Source organism: Microbacterium testaceum (assembly GCF_020781835.1).
Taxonomy (GTDB): Bacteria; Actinomycetota; Actinomycetes; order Actinomycetales; family Microbacteriaceae; genus Microbacterium; species Microbacterium testaceum_H.
Genome location: NZ_JAJGNJ010000003.1, coordinates 171,727 through 187,205, shown reverse-complemented (window position 1 = coordinate 187,205; position 15,479 = coordinate 171,727). Strand labels below are relative to the sequence as shown.

16 protein-coding genes and 1 tRNA gene are annotated in these 15,479 nt (G+C 70.5%); 7 read left to right on the top strand and 10 right to left on the bottom strand.

Annotation, left to right across the window (positions count from 1 at the left end; translation table 11 throughout):
* Positions 1 to 36: 36 nt before the first annotated feature.
* Genes LL239_RS05715 through LL239_RS05705 form a run of 3 tightly spaced genes read left to right on the top strand, consistent with a single transcriptional unit; the run spans position 37 to position 3,061 of the window.
* Positions 37 to 966 (top strand): NAD(P)/FAD-dependent oxidoreductase, encoded by a 930-nt coding sequence (locus LL239_RS05715; RefSeq protein WP_228162491.1) that lies wholly within the window; start codon positions 37 to 39, stop codon positions 964 to 966.
* A gap of 50 nt (positions 967 to 1,016) precedes the next feature.
* The gene (locus LL239_RS05710) at positions 1,017 to 1,982 is read left to right on the top strand and encodes an ABC transporter ATP-binding protein (protein ID WP_228162490.1); all 966 of its coding nucleotides are present in this window, start codon (positions 1,017 to 1,019) and stop codon (positions 1,980 to 1,982) included.
* Positions 1,979 to 3,061: an ABC transporter permease gene (locus LL239_RS05705; RefSeq protein WP_228162489.1), complete on the top strand. Its 1,083-nt coding sequence runs from the start codon at positions 1,979 to 1,981 to the stop codon at positions 3,059 to 3,061. The genes LL239_RS05710 and LL239_RS05705 overlap by 4 nt, the downstream gene beginning before the upstream one ends.
* A 29-nt stretch (positions 3,062 to 3,090) precedes the next feature.
* On the opposite strand, the gene LL239_RS05700 is transcribed toward LL239_RS05705, so the two are convergent.
* The 3 genes from LL239_RS05700 to LL239_RS18005 are packed head-to-tail and all read right to left on the bottom strand — an operon-like array spanning position 3,091 to position 5,208.
* A complete protein-coding gene (locus tag LL239_RS05700) occupies positions 3,091 to 3,906 on the bottom strand; it encodes a DUF72 domain-containing protein (protein WP_308218565.1) in 816 nt (271 codons plus the stop codon).
* Positions 3,907 to 3,920: 14 nt separating this feature from the next.
* Positions 3,921 to 4,109, bottom strand: coding sequence for a hypothetical protein (locus LL239_RS05695; RefSeq protein WP_228162488.1), 189 nt, complete (start codon positions 4,107 to 4,109; stop codon positions 3,921 to 3,923).
* 58 nt (positions 4,110 to 4,167) lie between these two features.
* Entirely contained in the window at positions 4,168 to 5,208 is a 1,041-nt protein-coding gene (locus LL239_RS18005; RefSeq protein ID WP_228162487.1) for a GTP-binding protein, read from the bottom strand.
* Between the two features lie 78 nt (positions 5,209 to 5,286).
* On the opposite strand from LL239_RS18005, the gene ykgO reads away from it, so the two are divergent.
* On the top strand, positions 5,287 to 5,409 hold the full coding sequence (gene ykgO / locus LL239_RS05685) for a type B 50S ribosomal protein L36 (protein ID WP_076491175.1): 123 nt from the start codon (positions 5,287 to 5,289) through the stop codon (positions 5,407 to 5,409).
* A gap of 29 nt (positions 5,410 to 5,438) precedes the next feature.
* Here ykgO and LL239_RS18000 read toward each other — a convergent pair whose 3' ends face one another.
* The 6 genes from LL239_RS18000 to LL239_RS05655 all read right to left on the bottom strand — a co-directional run bounded on the left by LL239_RS18000 (position 5,439) and on the right by LL239_RS05655 (position 10,744).
* A complete protein-coding gene (locus LL239_RS18000) occupies positions 5,439 to 6,275 on the bottom strand; it encodes an HNH endonuclease (protein WP_228162486.1) in 837 nt (278 codons plus the stop codon).
* Entirely contained in the window at positions 6,265 to 7,146 is an 882-nt protein-coding gene (locus LL239_RS05675; protein WP_228162485.1) for a thermonuclease family protein, read from the bottom strand. The genes LL239_RS18000 and LL239_RS05675 overlap by 11 nt, the downstream gene beginning before the upstream one ends.
* Before the next feature lie 310 nt (positions 7,147 to 7,456).
* Positions 7,457 to 7,529, bottom strand: a tRNA-Met gene (locus LL239_RS05670).
* Between the two features lie 283 nt (positions 7,530 to 7,812).
* The gene (locus tag LL239_RS05665) at positions 7,813 to 8,982 is read right to left on the bottom strand and encodes a Mur ligase family protein (RefSeq protein WP_228162484.1); all 1,170 of its coding nucleotides are present in this window, start codon (positions 8,980 to 8,982) and stop codon (positions 7,813 to 7,815) included.
* Positions 8,983 to 9,015: 33 nt separating this feature from the next.
* Positions 9,016 to 9,831, bottom strand: a complete 816-nt coding sequence (locus LL239_RS05660) for a GntR family transcriptional regulator (protein WP_228162483.1) — start codon at positions 9,829 to 9,831, stop codon at positions 9,016 to 9,018.
* A gap of 7 nt (positions 9,832 to 9,838) precedes the next feature.
* Positions 9,839 to 10,744: a DMT family transporter gene (locus LL239_RS05655; protein ID WP_228162482.1), complete on the bottom strand. Its 906-nt coding sequence runs from the start codon at positions 10,742 to 10,744 to the stop codon at positions 9,839 to 9,841.
* Between the two features lie 249 nt (positions 10,745 to 10,993).
* Between LL239_RS05655 and LL239_RS05650 the strand changes: the two genes are divergently transcribed.
* Complete coding sequence (locus tag LL239_RS05650) at positions 10,994 to 11,944, top strand: hypothetical protein (RefSeq protein WP_228162481.1); 951 nt, start codon at positions 10,994 to 10,996, stop codon at positions 11,942 to 11,944.
* Positions 11,945 to 11,947: 3 nt separating this feature from the next.
* Here the strand turns inward: LL239_RS05650 and LL239_RS05645 are convergent, their stop codons facing one another.
* A complete protein-coding gene (locus tag LL239_RS05645) occupies positions 11,948 to 12,355 on the bottom strand; it encodes a YccF domain-containing protein (protein WP_228162480.1) in 408 nt (135 codons plus the stop codon).
* 136 nt (positions 12,356 to 12,491) lie between these two features.
* Here LL239_RS05645 and LL239_RS05640 point away from each other — a divergent pair, with 136 nt between their 5' ends.
* Together LL239_RS05640 and LL239_RS05635 are read left to right on the top strand one after the other, a co-directional pair.
* The gene (locus tag LL239_RS05640; RefSeq protein WP_228162479.1) at positions 12,492 to 12,968 is read left to right on the top strand and encodes a general stress protein; all 477 of its coding nucleotides are present in this window, start codon (positions 12,492 to 12,494) and stop codon (positions 12,966 to 12,968) included.
* 58 nt (positions 12,969 to 13,026) lie between these two features.
* The gene (locus LL239_RS05635; RefSeq protein WP_228162478.1) at positions 13,027 to 15,465 is read left to right on the top strand and encodes an ATP-dependent helicase; all 2,439 of its coding nucleotides are present in this window, start codon (positions 13,027 to 13,029) and stop codon (positions 15,463 to 15,465) included.
* The last annotated feature ends 14 nt before the right edge of the window (positions 15,466 to 15,479 follow it).

Here is a 15,479-nt window from a genome sequence, read left to right as displayed (position 1 = left end):
CGCCGATCGCGGGGCCCGAGTCGAGAAGATGGCGGCATGACGGTGGACGTGACGGTGGTCGGCGGCGGCATCTCGGGACTCGCGTGCGCGCGGGCGGTGCGGGACGCCGGAGGCTCGGCGCGCGTGCTCGATCGTGGGCGCCGACCGGGTGGGCGTCTGGCGAGTCGGACGATCGACGGGCGCCCGGTCGACCTCGGGGCGTCGTACTTCGTCGTCGGCGACGACCGGCGGTTCGCGCGGGTCGTCGCCGACTGGGAGGCCCGAGGGATCGCGCGATCGTGGACCGACACGTTCTCCGCCATCGACGCGGACGGCATCGAGACCCGCAAGACCGGGCCGATGCGGTGGTCGGCACCCGCCGGGCTGCGTTCGCTCGCGCTCGACCTCGCCGACGGGCTCGACCTCGAATCTGGGCGCACGGTCGAGCACGCGGCCCCCTTCCGGGTGGACGGGCGGGATGCCGGCGAGGTGGTGCTCGCGATGCCCGAACCGCAGGCGCGGCGGCTGGCCGACGGCATCCCTGTCTCTCCGCAGGAGTGGGAGCCGGTGATCGCCGTCGCGCTGCGCTGGGAGGAGCGCCGATGGCCGGTCGACCTGCACGGGGCGTTCATCAACGGCGATCCCGACGTGGCGTTCCTCGCCGACGACGGCGATCGCCGCGGCGACGGTGCCCCGGTTCTCGTCGTGCACACCACGGGAGAGCGGGCCGCGCGGCACCTCGACGATCCGGATGCCGCGATCGCCCCCGTCACCGCGGCTGCGCGTCGCCTCCTGCGGATCGACGTCGAGCCGATCGCGGCGCACGCGCACCGGTGGACCTTCGCCCGGCCCGTCCGCACGACCGGGGAACCGTTCTTCCGTTCGCCCGGCCTGTCGGTGTGCGGTGACGCGTGGGGGGAGTCGGCCGCGGTGCGCACCGCGTGGGCGTCGGGCGACGCGCTCGGGCGCGCGCTCGCAGGGTCCTGAACCGAAGCCCGGGACAGGGGCATGTCGGCATGCCCCCGTAGGGTGGGGGCATGGACGCAGGGGGCGCGGGCATCGAGGCAGTACAGGTCAAGAGGGCGTTCGGCGCCGTGACGGCGGTGGCGGACGTGACCTTCACGGCCGAGCCGGGCCGGGTCACCGGTTTGGTCGGTCCGAACGGGTCGGGCAAGACGACCCTGTTGCTCATGCTCGCCTCTCTCTTGCGTCCCGACGACGGTGAGGTGCGGATCGCGGGCGTCGATCCCGTGGCCGATCCGGCGGGAGCACGGCGACTCCTCGGATGGATGCCGGACTCTCTGGGCGCGTGGCCGAGCCTCACGGCGCGCGAGGTGCTGATCGCGACCGCGCAGTTGTACGACCTCTCCCGCGCCGAGGCCCGCGAGCGCGCCGACCGGCTCTTGAATCTCGTCGATCTGACCGCACTGGCAGGGTCCGCCGCACGTGTGCTCTCGCGCGGACAGAAGCAGCGCCTGGCGCTGGCGCGTGCGCTCGTCCACGAGCCGCGCGTGCTGCTGCTCGATGAACCGGCATCCGGTCTGGATCCGCAGGCGCGCATCGCGCTGCGGGTGCTGCTGCGACGGTTGGCCGACGAGGGCCGGACGATCCTCATCTCGAGCCACGTCCTGTCCGAACTCGAAGAAGTGGTCGACGACGCCGTCTTCCTCCTCGAGGGGCGGACGGTCGGGCGCGATCGCGTCGCCGCGGCGACCACCCGCGTGCGGCCGTGGCGCGTGCGCGTGGCGACGGACGTCTCGCGGGGGAGCGGTTCCGATCGCGAGGCCGTGGCCGCGGCGCTGGGGCGAGGGGTCGGCGATGTCGGCATCGATCGCCGCGACCTGCTGGTTCCCTTCGCGGACGAGTCGGCCGCCGTGGCCGGGCTTCGCGCGCTCGTGGGCGCCGGTATCCCGGTCACCGAGTTCGCGCCCGCCGTGGGCGATCTCGAACACGCCTTCCTCGATCTGCGAGGAGACACCGCGGCCGAGGGGAGCCCCGAATGAACCTGCGCCGCCTCGGCACCGTCGTCGGCATCGACTTGCGCCAGCGCGTGCGGTCGGTCGCCTGGTACGTGCTGCTCGGGATCTTCGCCGTGGTCCTCCTGGCGTTGCTGCTGCTGTCGTTCTCGGCGTTCTCGCTGAACCGCGGCGGCAACGGCTGGTTCTACTCGATCGTCATCATGTTCGTCCTGCTGCTGGTGCTGCTGGTGTCGCCGACGCTCAGCGGCAGCGCCGTCAACGGCGATCGGGATGCCGCGACTCTCGCGCCCGTGCAGGTGACGCTGGTGACGACGGCCGAGATCGTGCTCGGCAAGTTCCTGGCCGCGTGGATCTCGGGGCTCGCGTTCCTCGTCGTCGCTGTGCCGTTCCTCGTGATCGCGACCCTCGCGGGCGAGCTGAACCCGGCGGTGATCGCCTCGTCCCTCGGCATCCTGGTGATCGAGGTCGGCGTGGTCGCGGCCATCGGGGTCGGGGCGAGCGCGATCGTGGCGCGGCCGGTCTTCTCGGTGGCCACCACCTATCTGATCGTGGCCGCGCTGACGGTCGGAACGCTCATCGCGTTCGGGCTCGGCGGTACGGCAGTGCGGTCCGAGCAGACCGTCACCACGCGTGACATCGATTGGGATGCCGTGCCCGTCGGGTGCGATCCGTACTTCCCCGACGATGCGAGCGAGTGCCCGAGCGTCGAGGAGATCGGCTGCACCACCTCGTCGTACACGAATGAAGTGCCGCGTTTCGATCGCGTCTGGGGCGTGCTCGCGGCCAACCCCTTCGTGATCCTCGCCGACGCGACCCCACCGACCTACGACGCCTATGGCAACCCGTCGGATCTGTTCTCACAGATCGCCACCGGGGTGCGCCTCGCGCAGATCCCGCCCGAACCGACTCTGGAGTACGACTCCTGTGCGAACATGCCGCCGGGCGCGGGCGACTCGGTGGAGGACCGCACCGAGGGCACTGTGCCGAGCTGGTTCGTCGGGCTGTTCCTTCAGGTGCTCCTGGGCGCGGGGCTGCTCGCGTGGGGCATCGCCCGCACGCGCACGCCCGCCCGGCGGCTGCCACCGGGGACGCGGATCGCCTGAGGCGGGCCCGGTCCAGGCAAGCCGCGTCGTCAGCGCAGCCGCGCGTCCAGCGAGACGGCGTCGTGGGGAGCGCGGCCGCGTGCGTCGTTGTCGAAGTAGACGTACACGTCGCGCGGCATCCCGTCTCCGTCCGCGCCGGACTGCCAGCGACGAACGCGGTCGGCCCAGGTGCCGAGCTCCTCGGGCGTGTAGCCGCTGGCGTACAGTTCCGTCGATCCGTGCAGGCGGACGTAGACGTGGTCGGCGGTGACGTCGTCGAACGCGGGCCACCGGCCGGCCGTGTCGGCGAGGACGAGGGCGACGTTGTGCGCACGCAGGATCTCGGCCGCGCGCGGATCGGCGAACGAGGCTGATCGCGGTTCGAGCGCGTGGCGCAGGGGACCGTCGTCCTCGATCTCGAGCCATGCCCGTCCGTCGAGGCGGGCATCGTGGTCGCGCGCGAGGCTCAACGCCTCTCCGCGGGTGCGCGGAAGGCTCGAGAGGAACGCGTCGAGGACGCCGGGATCGAACGCGACCCGTTCGGGCAGCTGCCACAGGATCGGACCGAGGGTGGGACCCAGGGACAGCACGCCCGAGGCGAAGAAGTTCGCCATGCCGGTGTGGACGTTCTGAAGGCGCAGCATGTGGGTGACGTACCGCGAACCCTTGACCGCGAAGACGAAGCCCGCGGGAACCTCCGCGCGCCACCGTCGGTAGCTTTCGGGTCGCTGTAACGAGTAGAACGAGCCGTTCAGCTCAACGCTCGGCAGGTGCTCGGCGAGGTACTCGAGCTCCCGCCGCTGGACGAGCCCGCGCGGATAGAAGTCGCCTCGCCACCTCGGGTACCGCCACCCGGAGGTGCCGATGAAGGCCCTCCCGGTCAGGCGTGACCCTCCGCCGCCGGGGCGTCGTCATCCTCGAGGGCGTCACCGGTGTGGTCGTCGAGGTCGACGTCCTCCTCGGCTTCGGCAGCGTCCTCGCGGACGTCGTCGGTGACGGCGTCGGTGGGGGCGCCGCTGTCGGCGCGGGCGTCGTCGGCGTGGCGCGAAGGCAGATCAGGAGTGCTCATGCGGCCACGGTGCCCGATCCCCGCCGGTCGGGCGACCCGCTTGACAGGACGGGAGTCCCTACTCGCCGGCATCCGGGAGCGACAGGTCGACCGCGGGCCAGGGCGGAAGCGGATCGGCGAATCGCGTCCACGCTTCGGGACCGGCCGCGAGTTCGTCGTCGGTGAGGGCGGCGAGGTCGAGGATGTGCCGCAACCGCGGTTCGGACATGTCCAGTCCCGTGAAGGCGATCTCCTGTCCCCATCCCATGCGTCCGTCGTCGGTGCCGAGGGGTTCGATCCACATCGCGGAGCCGACGTGTTCCCAGCGGGCCAGGATGCCGGGACGCGAGGCGATCCGGCAGAATCCGGCGGAACGGATCAGTCGCCCGGCGGCGCCGTCGTCCAGGCGGTCCAGCGAGGACTGCAGGCGCGCCGGGTGGAACGGGCGCACCTGGTCGTAGCGCACCGTGGTCACGCGGTTGTCGCGCATGAACGGGTCGTGCTCGTCGTTGAGCGCGCGAACCCAGCCGGCGCGCTCGAGGATCTCGGTCTCGTCGTCGCGAGGGGCCGCCGCGTTCAGGTCGGCGGCCGGGTCACGTGTGAGCCGCAGCGTGGCGCCGGGGTTGAGGTGCGACGCGAGCGCCATCTGCACCGCGAGTGCCGCGGTCGGCACCTGTTCCCAGTTCACCCAGACGATGCGGGTCGCCAGTTCCAGTGCGAGGGCCGCCTGGCGCGCGCGGGCGCCGACGTCGGTGCGCGGATCGCTCGGAGGGACGTCGCCGCGCCTGTTCCCGCCGGCGGTCGCAGGCGGGAGGGATGCCGTGAGCGGAGCCTCGTCGAGCAGGTCGCCGATCATGTGCCGCGCGTCGACGACGCAGACCGCCTCGACGTCGACGCCTCCCCGCGCCGCAAGGGCGTGCAGGAGGTCGACGTCGGTGCCGAGATCGACGACGGCGCGCTCGCCGTCGCTGCGGGGGCGTGGATGGGGGAGCGCGTGCGCGGCGCGGAGATCGCCGTACCGGAGGAGATGCAGCGGTCGCCCGAGGGTGGCGGCGGTCCGCTCGGCATAGGCCTGCCGTTCCGGTGCGCACACACCCATCGTCGCAATCGTTCTCTCCACGGCATCCGCCTCTCGTTTGTCGGGAATCGGTGGACAGCCAATCTTGTTATTGAGAACGATTATCAACAGGAGGATGCCATGAAGGTCCGCAACTCGCTCAAGTCGCTCAAGAGCCAGCCCGGGGCGCAGGTGGTGCGCCGCCGCGGGCGGGTGTTCGTGATCAACAAGCTCAACCCGCGGTGGAAGGGGCGGCAGGGCTGACGCTGGAACTGGGCCGTCCCTTTGGAGCCTCAGCCAACGAAGCGGTTGCTCTTGCCGAGGTTGCAGGACTGGCATAGCGTCTGGAGGTTGGATGGCTCCGTCCGTCCGCCGCGGCTGATCGGCACGATGTGATCGACGTGTAGTGCCGCCCCGGTGTCCGCCGATGCGCCGCAGATGCGGCATCGGGAGCCGTCTCGACGAAGGATGTCCGTGCGCAGCTTGGGCGTGAGTAGGCTGCGTTCGCGACGGCGTAGGTACTCCGACGTCGACTTCGCGGCGCGCTGGCGCCGCGCTTCGTCGAGGCCCGCGCGCAGTTCGACGAAGCCCCAGGCCAGATCTCTGCGATAGGAGTTTCGCCCCTGCGGGCTTGTATAGGTAACCACGGCGGCCACGGTTGCGACAGGTGTGGGGGCAGTCAGCATTTCTTTGTGAAAGAGTCGACGCTCGATCCTCGAATACTTCTCGGGATTCACACGGCGGTCGCCGGAACGACCGATCGACCGGCTTCCGACGTCGGTCAGCTCATTCGTGTAGGCGGAGTAGCGTCGCATTCGTTCTAAACGAGCGTCTATGTCGAATGCGAGACGAGTCTCTTCGTCGAGCAAAGCGTCCATCAGGAATTCACGGAGGCGAAAGCGGTCGAACGCCGATTTCGACGTCGTCGTCGCGCGGTACCGGCGCGTGATGACCGGAAGAGGCATGACAGAGGCGGCGTACCGCCCGTTCAGTTCGTGGAGCGCGGCGAGGGCGGAACTCGTCTCGGCGACGATCCGTCGATTTCGCTGCGCGATCAAGAGCGGGATGCCGACACCCGCGAGAGCGACGAGGGCGCAGATCGCGCCAATGAATGCGAGGTCAGAACTCACAGACCACCCCGTCTTTGTCGCGGTCGTCGTACCAGACGTATTCAGGGTCTTGCCCGCGCACGTAGTTGCCGAAGCCGTTGGCGTTGGCTTCCTTGCACGTGCCGAAATCGGGGTCGGTTGCCGGTGCGGGATCCGGCTCAGCAGGCTCGGGCGGCGCGGGTGCGGGGTCTACCGGCGCCGGTGCGGGTTCCACGGGTGTCGGCGCGGGCTCTGCCGGCATCGGAACGGACTCGTCGAGGCTGATGTAGGCCGCCTGCAGGGGGTGCATGCCGTATCCGTCACGGCCGTCGTACCGTGTGATCGCCCACCCGCTGGCAAGCATGCGGGTGCCGGCATCCTGTCCGTCGATCTGGACGTACCGCAGCAGGCGCCCGTACTGGTCTTGATCATCGCGGCCCGGGACGGCGACGAGGACAGCGCCGCCCGGAACCAAGAAGGAGCTCAACTCGGCGGTTGCCTGGTCGTATCCCCACGCGCCGGACTCCGGAGCGTCGATGCCGATGAGCCGCACTTTGCCGACGCTGGTGTCGATCGTGTCTCCGTCGATCACCGACACGATCTCGACCGGAATCGCGGTCGGCGTGGGTGTGGGTGACGGCGTCGGGGTCGTGGCTGTGGTCGCCGTGGCTGTAGTCGCCGACGTAGAGGCGAGCGCGACAGGACGCGCTCCCGAGCCGCTGACCACGGACGCGTTGGTGACTCCCGCCGTGGCCAGGAAACCCGCGGCGGCGGCGGCCGTTACCCAAGCGGCAGACTTTCGACTCGTGAAGCGCAGCCAGGTCCGACTGTTCCTGGCGAGCGAAATAATCCCGGTAATGAAGACGACGAGGAATATCACCGCGAAGATCGGCGCCAGGATCAGAGCGACCACCAGGAGCGGAATGCTGAGGACCAGCCACGCCCACACCGGAATGCGACGTCTGGCCCGACGACTTTCGTGTGCGAGCAACGGGCCCCTTGCGCGTGCGCGCGCGATGGAACGAGTCATGAATGCGCCCCCCGACGCGGGGACGAAATCCCCATTCAAGAACGAAGAATAGCGCCCCGAAAGCCGGTCTACTGACGAGGAGCGGACTCACCTCGTCGACACGTTCGAGGGATCCGCGAGCTTCTCGTTGACCACAGCAAGCGAATTTTCCCTCAGCGTTGGGCAGACGAGGCCCCTCGCGCGGAACAAGTTGACGCGACGGCGGGAGTCGAACCCGCAACGCCTTCGGTTATGAAGCGAGGCCCGGGACCGCCCGGATCGCCGCGATGCGCTCAACGGTAAGCCGGTGCCGCTCCATCGTGGATTGGTGTTGCTGGACGTAACGTGATGTGTCGTTATGCGGCGCGGCGGATGGCGTTCAGTGCTTGCGCTGGCCGATCTGCAGGCGTTCAATCGTTGGCATGTCGCAGTCGAGACTACGGGGGGCATCATGAGCGACGCATCGACCTATGACCCGGATGGTGGGTATGACCCGGATGGTGGGTATGACCCGGATGGTGGGTATGACCCGGATGGTGGGTACGTGATCTGAGGCGGGGAGCCCCTCCCTCAGGCGAGCGCCCGCCGGAGAACCTCCCGATCGTCGTGCGGCACCTTCGTCGTGCCGACGATCTGAGTGTTCTCGTCGCCCTTCCCGGCGACGAGGACGAGATCGCCCGTCCGCGCCATGTGGAGCGCGGCGTGGATGGCATCCACTCGGGAAGGGATCTCAATGCAGTCCGGGATCCCCGCCCGGACTTCGGCACGGATGCGATGGGGCGGTTCGCGGCGCGGGTTGTCGTCGGTGAGAATCACCACATCGGCCAACTCTGCGGCGATCGCCCCCATGGGAGCTCGCTTGCCGCGGTCGCGCTCGCCGCCGGCTCCGAACACGAGGATCACCCGGCCGGCAGTCCGCGCTCGAGCCGCACGCAGAGCGACCCTTAGGGCGCCCGGATTGTGGGCTGTGTCGACCATTGCGGTCACGCCGTCCTTCTCACCGATCACCTGAAGTCGGCCCGGCGGCGGCTCGACCCGCGAGAGCGCGTCGGTGACGGCTGAGGGGTCGCCGCCCGCAGCGATGACGGCTGTCCCCGCCAGGAGCAGATTCATCACCGCGACCGCGTGGACCGTAGGGAGGGAGACGGGATAGGCCTGTCCCTCCACGCGCAAAGTCCCCCTCAGGCGGCTCGACCGTTCCTCCAGGCCCTCGGTGGTCACGTCGCCTCCGTCGCCCACGACGACAAGGCGGATCCCGCGCAGCGCGACGGCCTCGCGCACGAGGTCCCCTTGGGCAGAGCCGGCCGCAATGACCGCGACTCCGTCCGGGCGCAGATACTCGCGGAACAGCCGCAACTTGGCGTTCCAGTACCCCTCGAGGCTGCGGTGGACGTCGATGTGATCGCGCTCGAGCCCCGTGGAGACGGCGACGTCCACGGATACGCGTTCGAAGAGTCCGTCCGCGAGGATGCCGACGAACGCCTCCAGCGACACCGCCTGCGCGCCCGCGCGCGCCTGCGCGTCGATCAGTTCGGGGAGGTAGTCCGGGGAGCGGCGGACGCGGCTCTCCCGCACGGTGCCGTCGACCTCCGTCACCCCGGTCGAGTCGTACCCCGCGGCCCGCCACCCGATGAGGTTCATCACCTGACGTGTCGCCGTGGCGACAGTCGTCTTTCCGTTGGTCCCCGTGACCGTCGTGATGAGCGGCCGTCCCACGGGCGGCTGGATGTGAAAAGTCATGGTGCCCCCACCGTTCCCCTTCCCGCCATCATGTCACCCGGGTCGATCGGCCGCCCGGCGCCCCTCGAGGATGGCGCGCGTCGAATGCTGCAGATGTTCGCGGACTGCCCGCTCGGGGTCTCCCAGCGCCGCCTCCACGTAGGCGCGGTGCTCGGTCGTCAGGGCTCCGGGGGCGTACGCGGGCCGGACGTGCGTGAGCAGCAGGTGCATCTCCGAGTCGAGGCGTCGATACTCCTCGGCGATCCTCGGCGAGCCGGCGGCATCCACCAGGGCGAGGTGCACCCGAGCGTGGGCTTCGAGGGTGGCGGGCCAGTTTCCGGATGCCTCGGCGGCCGCCAGCGCGGTGAGGGCTTCGTCCACGTCGGGCGGATGGATGCCGCGCTCCCGGACGATCCGCAACGCTTCGGTCTCGAGTGCGCAGCGCAGCTGCTGCAGGGCGATGAGCGCGTCGTCGTCGAGGAGTGAGACGCGGACGCCGCGGTACGGCTCCGCGGTGACGAGGCGCTCGGCGGTCAGCATCGCCAACGCCGTGCGGGCGGTATGGCGCGAGACGCCGTGGGTCGCGCTCAGGTCCTCCTCGCGTAGCGGGGTGCCGGGGGCGAGCTCGCCGGACAGGATGCCGCGGCGCACCGCGTCCGCGACGACATCGGCCGCGCGGGGCCCGGGGGTGCCGGCGGGACGCGGGCCGGGGGTGCCGTCGGGGTGCGGGGCAGCGGCCGAGCCCGGCGCCGCGCCGGCTGTGGGGTGCGGTGCGGCGCCAGAGCTCGACCCCGGGTCTGCGCCGCGGCGTGGAGATGGCCCCTGATCGGAGCTCGCGGGAGGCGCGGTGGCCGGGCGGGGCGGGAGCATGGGGGGATCACGTCGAGGCCGTGGCATCCGGAACCTCCTGACGTCGACGAGCTGGAACCGACACGACGGCGAGACCCACCGCGATGAGCGCGAGGCCGAGCGCACTGACGGCGGTGAGTTGTTCGTGCAGCACGAGGAGTCCGAGGAGCGTCGCGCCGAGCGGTTCGGCAAGGGTCAGCGTGGACACGGTGACGGCGCTCAGCCGCGCCAGCCCCCACCCGAACAGCAGGTAGGCGACCGCGGTGGTCGCGATCCCGAGCCACAACGCCAGAGCGACGCCGCTCGGGGTGAACAGCCACGACGTCCCGGTCGCGAGCAGTACGGGCACGCTGGCAGCCGCAGCGACGCCGAAGACGGTGCCCATGACGCGCGTGGAGTCCCACCCCCTCTCGATCAACGCCTTTCCGCACACCGTATAGAGGGCGTACGACACGCCCGCCCCGGCCGATGCCATCAGCCCCGCGGGGGCAAGCGCCACCGCCCCGCCGGTCACGCCCGACACCAGTACGACGCCGGCGAGCGCGATGGCGGTGGCGAGCATCCAGCGGCCGGACGGCAGGCGGCGCGAGCGGATGGCATCCACGATCCCCGTCGCGATCGGGGCCGAGCCGAGCGCGACGACCGTCCCGATCGCGACGCCGTTCTCGCGTGTGCCGAGGAAGAACAGCGGCTGGTACGCCAAGACTCCGACGGCGCCGAGGGCGACGAGGAGGGCGGTCGGCCCCGGCGTCGCGACCCGCTGTGGCCGCGGTCGCGCGCGCAACATTGCGATGAGCGCCAGGATGCCGCCGCCCACGACGATCCGGGCGGCGCCGACGGCGAGCGGAGAGGCGTCGACGTCCGCGAGAGCCTGCGCTGTGCCCGTCGTCGCGAAGCACAGGGCGGCAGCGAGGACGGCGAGAGCGGGAAGCACGAGAGGATTGTTACACAATTCGACCTCTCGTGGCGGCCAGGCGGAGCGCCGTCGGCGCGGCATCCCTCGTCCGGAGGAGGCGGTGGTGCCGTCGTGCGGAGTTCGGCCGCGGCGCGCCGGTTCCGGATGCCGTGGGGTCGGCGTGTCGTCGGGGGACTCCGCGGGGTGATTCGGGGTGATTGGCCGAGGTGCGGGCGGACCGGGCCGCGGCCGGCGGGAGTGCCCACTCGCGGCGGGTAACGTGGGGTCATGGCGATGACGGCGGGGCGAGGCGTTCTGGCCCTCGCCACCGTCGCAGCACTTGTCCTGATCGGCGCAGTACTGGCGTTCGTCGCGGATCCGTTCGTCCGCACGCCGCGCGAGGTCGACCCGGTCACCGAGTGGAGCGCGCGCGTGCTGCTCGTGCTCGCCGTCGCCTGGGCCGTGATCGGCATGCTCGCGGCCCGGACACGACTGGTCGGCCGGCCTGGCGCCGCCGCCGCCCGCGCCACCTGGATCGCCTCGACGCGCCCCTGGCGTGCACGCGAGTCGACCCTCGGCGTGCTCCCGTTGGACCGGTGGTTGATGATCGTGATCCCCGGCGGTCTGCTCGTGGCCACGCGGATCGTGCAGGCGCCCCGCGACGGGCTCGGGAGCGTGGTCCTGGCGATCGCGGGATGGCTCGTCTTCGCGCTCGCGGTCCGTTTGCTGTTGGGGTCGCGCTCGCCGTGGCCGATCATCGCCGCGGTCGGCGGGGCCCTGGTTCTGCGGTGCGTCGTCGCCCTCGGGGCCGTCGCGTTCTCCGGGCCGGACGGCGCGTGGCACGACCTGTGGAGTGTCCCGGCCGTGCGGATGGCCTACCTCACGGTCGCCTTCGCGCTCGTGGCGTGGGTGTTCGTCGTCGCGGGCTGGTCGCTGGGCCCGCAGCTCGGCACGCGTCGTGCCGCGGGTGTCGCGCTGGCCGGCGTGGGGAGCGCGTTCGCCCTGCCTGCCCTCAGCGCGGCGGTCGTCGGCGCCGGAGACGCCCTGCGCACGTGGAACAGCCAGGTCGGTGTGCTGCCGTGGCACCTCGCGCGCCTCACCGGCATGTACGAGGAACGCTTCCCGACCGGGATCATCGTCACGGTCGCCGTGGCCGGGACTCTCCTGACCCTCGTCGGTCTCGTCCTCGCGCTCCCCCTGCGCGCGGGGGAGCGTCGGCATCGGCCGTCACCGGCCTGAGTCTCAGCCGGCGAGCGTGCGGTCGAAGGGGCCGCCGCGCCGGATCTCCCGCACCTCCTTGCCGAGCGGCATGAGGGACACCGGGACGAGCTTGAAGTTCGCGATCCCGAGCGGGATGCCGATGATCGTGATGCACAGCGCGAGACCAGTGATGATGTGGCCCAGAGCGAGCCACCACCCGGCGAGGATCACCCACACGACGTTGCCGAGGAACGATCCCACGCCGGCGGTCGGCTTCGGCACGATCTCGCGGCCGAAGGGCCACAGGGCATACAGGCCGATACGGAACGAGGCGATGCCCCACGGGATGGTCAGGATCAGGATGCAGAGCACGACACCCGCGCCCAGGTAGCCGAGGAACAGCCAGAACCCGGAGAGGACGAGCCAGAGGACGTTGAGGATCAGGCGCATGGGGCGATTCTCTCGCGCCAGGGTGATGGCATCCGGAGATTTTGCGGGGACGTCGCTGAGCGATCCGTCGCGGAGGGGCTGCCCTGTGACGCGGTGAGCGCTAGCCTGGCGACATCGGCAACCGGAGGAGAGATCCATGAGCGATTACGCCGCCGCCACGCCCGAGCGTCGCGTGCTGTCGAGCTTCACCGATTACACCGGGGCGCAGGCGGCCGTCGACCGCCTCGCGGACGCGGGGTTCCCCGTCGAGCACACGTCGATCGTCGGACAGGGCGTCCGCATCGTGGAGCAGGTCACCGGGCGCATGACGCGCGGTCGCGCCGCCGGCTACGGGGCTGCTTCCGGCGCGTGGTTCGGGCTCCTCATCGGCCTGATCCTGGGGCTGCTCGTCCCGTTCGGTTCGTGGCTCCTGCTCCTGCTGTGGGGCCTCGTCCTTGGGGCCGTCTGGGGCGCGGTGTTCGGTTTCGCGGGGCACGCGCTGACGGGCGGCCGCCGCGACTTCTCGTCGGTGCAGGGCCTCGAGGCCGAGCGCTGGGATGTGATGGTGGATGCCGAGCACCTCGGCCGCGCCCAGTCGTTGCTGTCGTCGACCCCGCCCGCTCCCACGGCTTGAGGTCCCCGTACTCGCGCGGGGCCGCCGTGTCGGAGGCCGCGCCTAGACTTGTGGCGCCATGACCGACGCCTCCACGCCCCTCATCGTCGGCGCCTCCGCACCCTCGGACGCCCGACCCGACGCCGACCTGCTCGAAGGGCTGAACGGACCGCAACGCGAGGCCGTGACCTATCGCGGCCAGGCGCTGCTGATCGTCGCCGGGGCCGGCTCGGGCAAGACAAGCGTTCTGACACGCCGGATCGCGTCGCTCCTGCGCACGCGAGAGGCCTACCCCAGTCAGATCCTCGCGATCACCTTCACCAACAAGGCCGCGGGCGAGATGCGCGAGCGCGTCCACAACCTCATCGGGCAGCGCGCCGACGGCATGTGGATCTCGACCTTCCACTCCGCGTGCGTGCGCATCCTCCGGCGCGAGGCGCAGCAGTTCGGCTTCACGAAGGCGTTCACGATCTATGACTCGGGCGACTCCCGAGCGCTCATCAAGCGACTCGTGAAGGAGCACGAGGGCGACGCGTTCGGCCTCACTCCCGCGGGCACCCAGAGCCGCATCTCGAAGCTGAAGAACGAGCTGGCGGATGCCGAGTCCTATGCGCGGCAGGCCAACACCAGCGACCCCGCCGAGCGTGTCTTCATCGAGATCTTTGCGTCGTACCAGCGCGAGCTGCAGCGCGCCAACGCCTTCGACTTCGACGACCTCATCGCGCAGACCGTCTACCTCTTCCGGGCGTTCCCGCAGGTGGCCGACGTCTACCGCAAGCGGTTCCGCCACATCCTGGTCGACGAGTACCAGGACACCAATCACGCGCAGTACGCCCTCATCCACGAGCTGACCCGCCCGCCGGGCAGTGACGCGGAGCCGATGTCGGCGGGCGGGGGCATGATGATCTTCGAGGCCGAGCCGGCCGCGGAGAGCGGTGCCTCGCTGACCGTCGTCGGCGACTCCGACCAGTCGATCTACGCCTTCCGCGGAGCCGACATCCGCAACATCAGCGAGTTCGAGCGCGACTACCCGGGCGCCAAGGTCGTGCTGCTCGAGCAGAACTACCGCTCGACGCAGAACATCCTGTCGGCGGCCAACGCCGTCATCTCGAACAACTTCGACCGCAAAGACAAGAAGCTCTGGACCGACGTCGGCGCCGGAGACCCGATCATCGGGTTCACCGGGTACTCGCAGCACGACGAGGCCCAGTTCGTCGCCGACGAGATCGAGGCCCTGCACCGTAAAGGTGTCGACTACGCCCAGATGGCGGTGTTCTACCGCACCAACTCCCAGTCGCGTGCCCTGGAAGAGATCTTCATCCGTTCGGCGGTGCCGTACAAGATCATGGGCGGCACCAAGTTCTACGAGCGCGCCGAGATCAAGGACGCCCTCGCCTATCTCGTCGCCGTCGCCAATCCCGCCGACGAGATGGCGCTCCGCCGCATCCTGAACAAGCCCCGCCGCGGCATCGGCGACGTCACCGAGACGGCGATCGCCCGCTACGCCGCCGAGCACGGCATCACCTTCCGCGACGCCCTCGCCAACTCCCCGCAGCTGGGCGTCGGGCCCAAGCTGCAGAAGGCGATCGACCAGCTCGACGCGGTGCTGAGCGAGGCATCGGCGTTGATGCTCCCGGCATCCGGTGAGCTGGCTCCCTCCACCGCGGTCAGCGAGGGGCTGACGCTCCTGCTCAACAAGAGCGGCTACTTCGACGCCCTCCGGGCGAGCCGTGACCCGCAGGACGAGGCACGGCTCGAGAACCTCGACGAGCTCGTCGCCGTCACGCGCGAGTTCGCGCGCAACAACCCCGACGGCACGATCATCGACTTCCTCACCGAGGTCGCTCTGGTGGCCGATGCCGACGACCTCGACGATGCATCCGGCTCGGTGTCGCTCATGACGTTGCACACCGCGAAGGGCTTGGAGTACGACGCGGTGTTCCTCACCGGTGTCGAGGAAGATCTGCTGCCGCACCGCATCTCGGCCGGCGAACCCGGAGGGCCGCAAGAGGAGCGACGCCTGTTCTACGTGGGCATCACACGCGCGCGCAAGCGTCTGCACGTGTCGCTCGCGATGACCCGCGCGCAGTTCGGCGAGGTCACCGTCGCGATGCCGAGCCGTTTCCTGCAGGAGATCCCCGCCGACCTCATCGACTGGCGCCAGTCCCCGGGCGACGTCAACGGTCGCGGCGGCACCCAGTCGCGGGCGCTCAACGCGCGGGGCCGGCGCCCCGGACAGGGGGGAAGCGGCGGCAACCGGTACGGCGACGACCTGGTGCCACTGCCCCAGCGCGCGCCGGCCGACCCGAGCAAGTTCCCCAACCGCATCCCCGCCAAGGTGCGCGACAACGGTGACATGGAGCTGGCCGCCGGCGATCGTATCCGGCACGATGACTTCGGCGAAGGACGCGTGGATGCCATTACGGGCGAGGGCGCGAAGCGCGTGGCGCACGTGCGGTTCGACACGGTCGGTGCCAAGAAGCTGCTCGTGAAGATCGCCCCCATCTCGAAGCTGTGAGGCCACCGGCGACA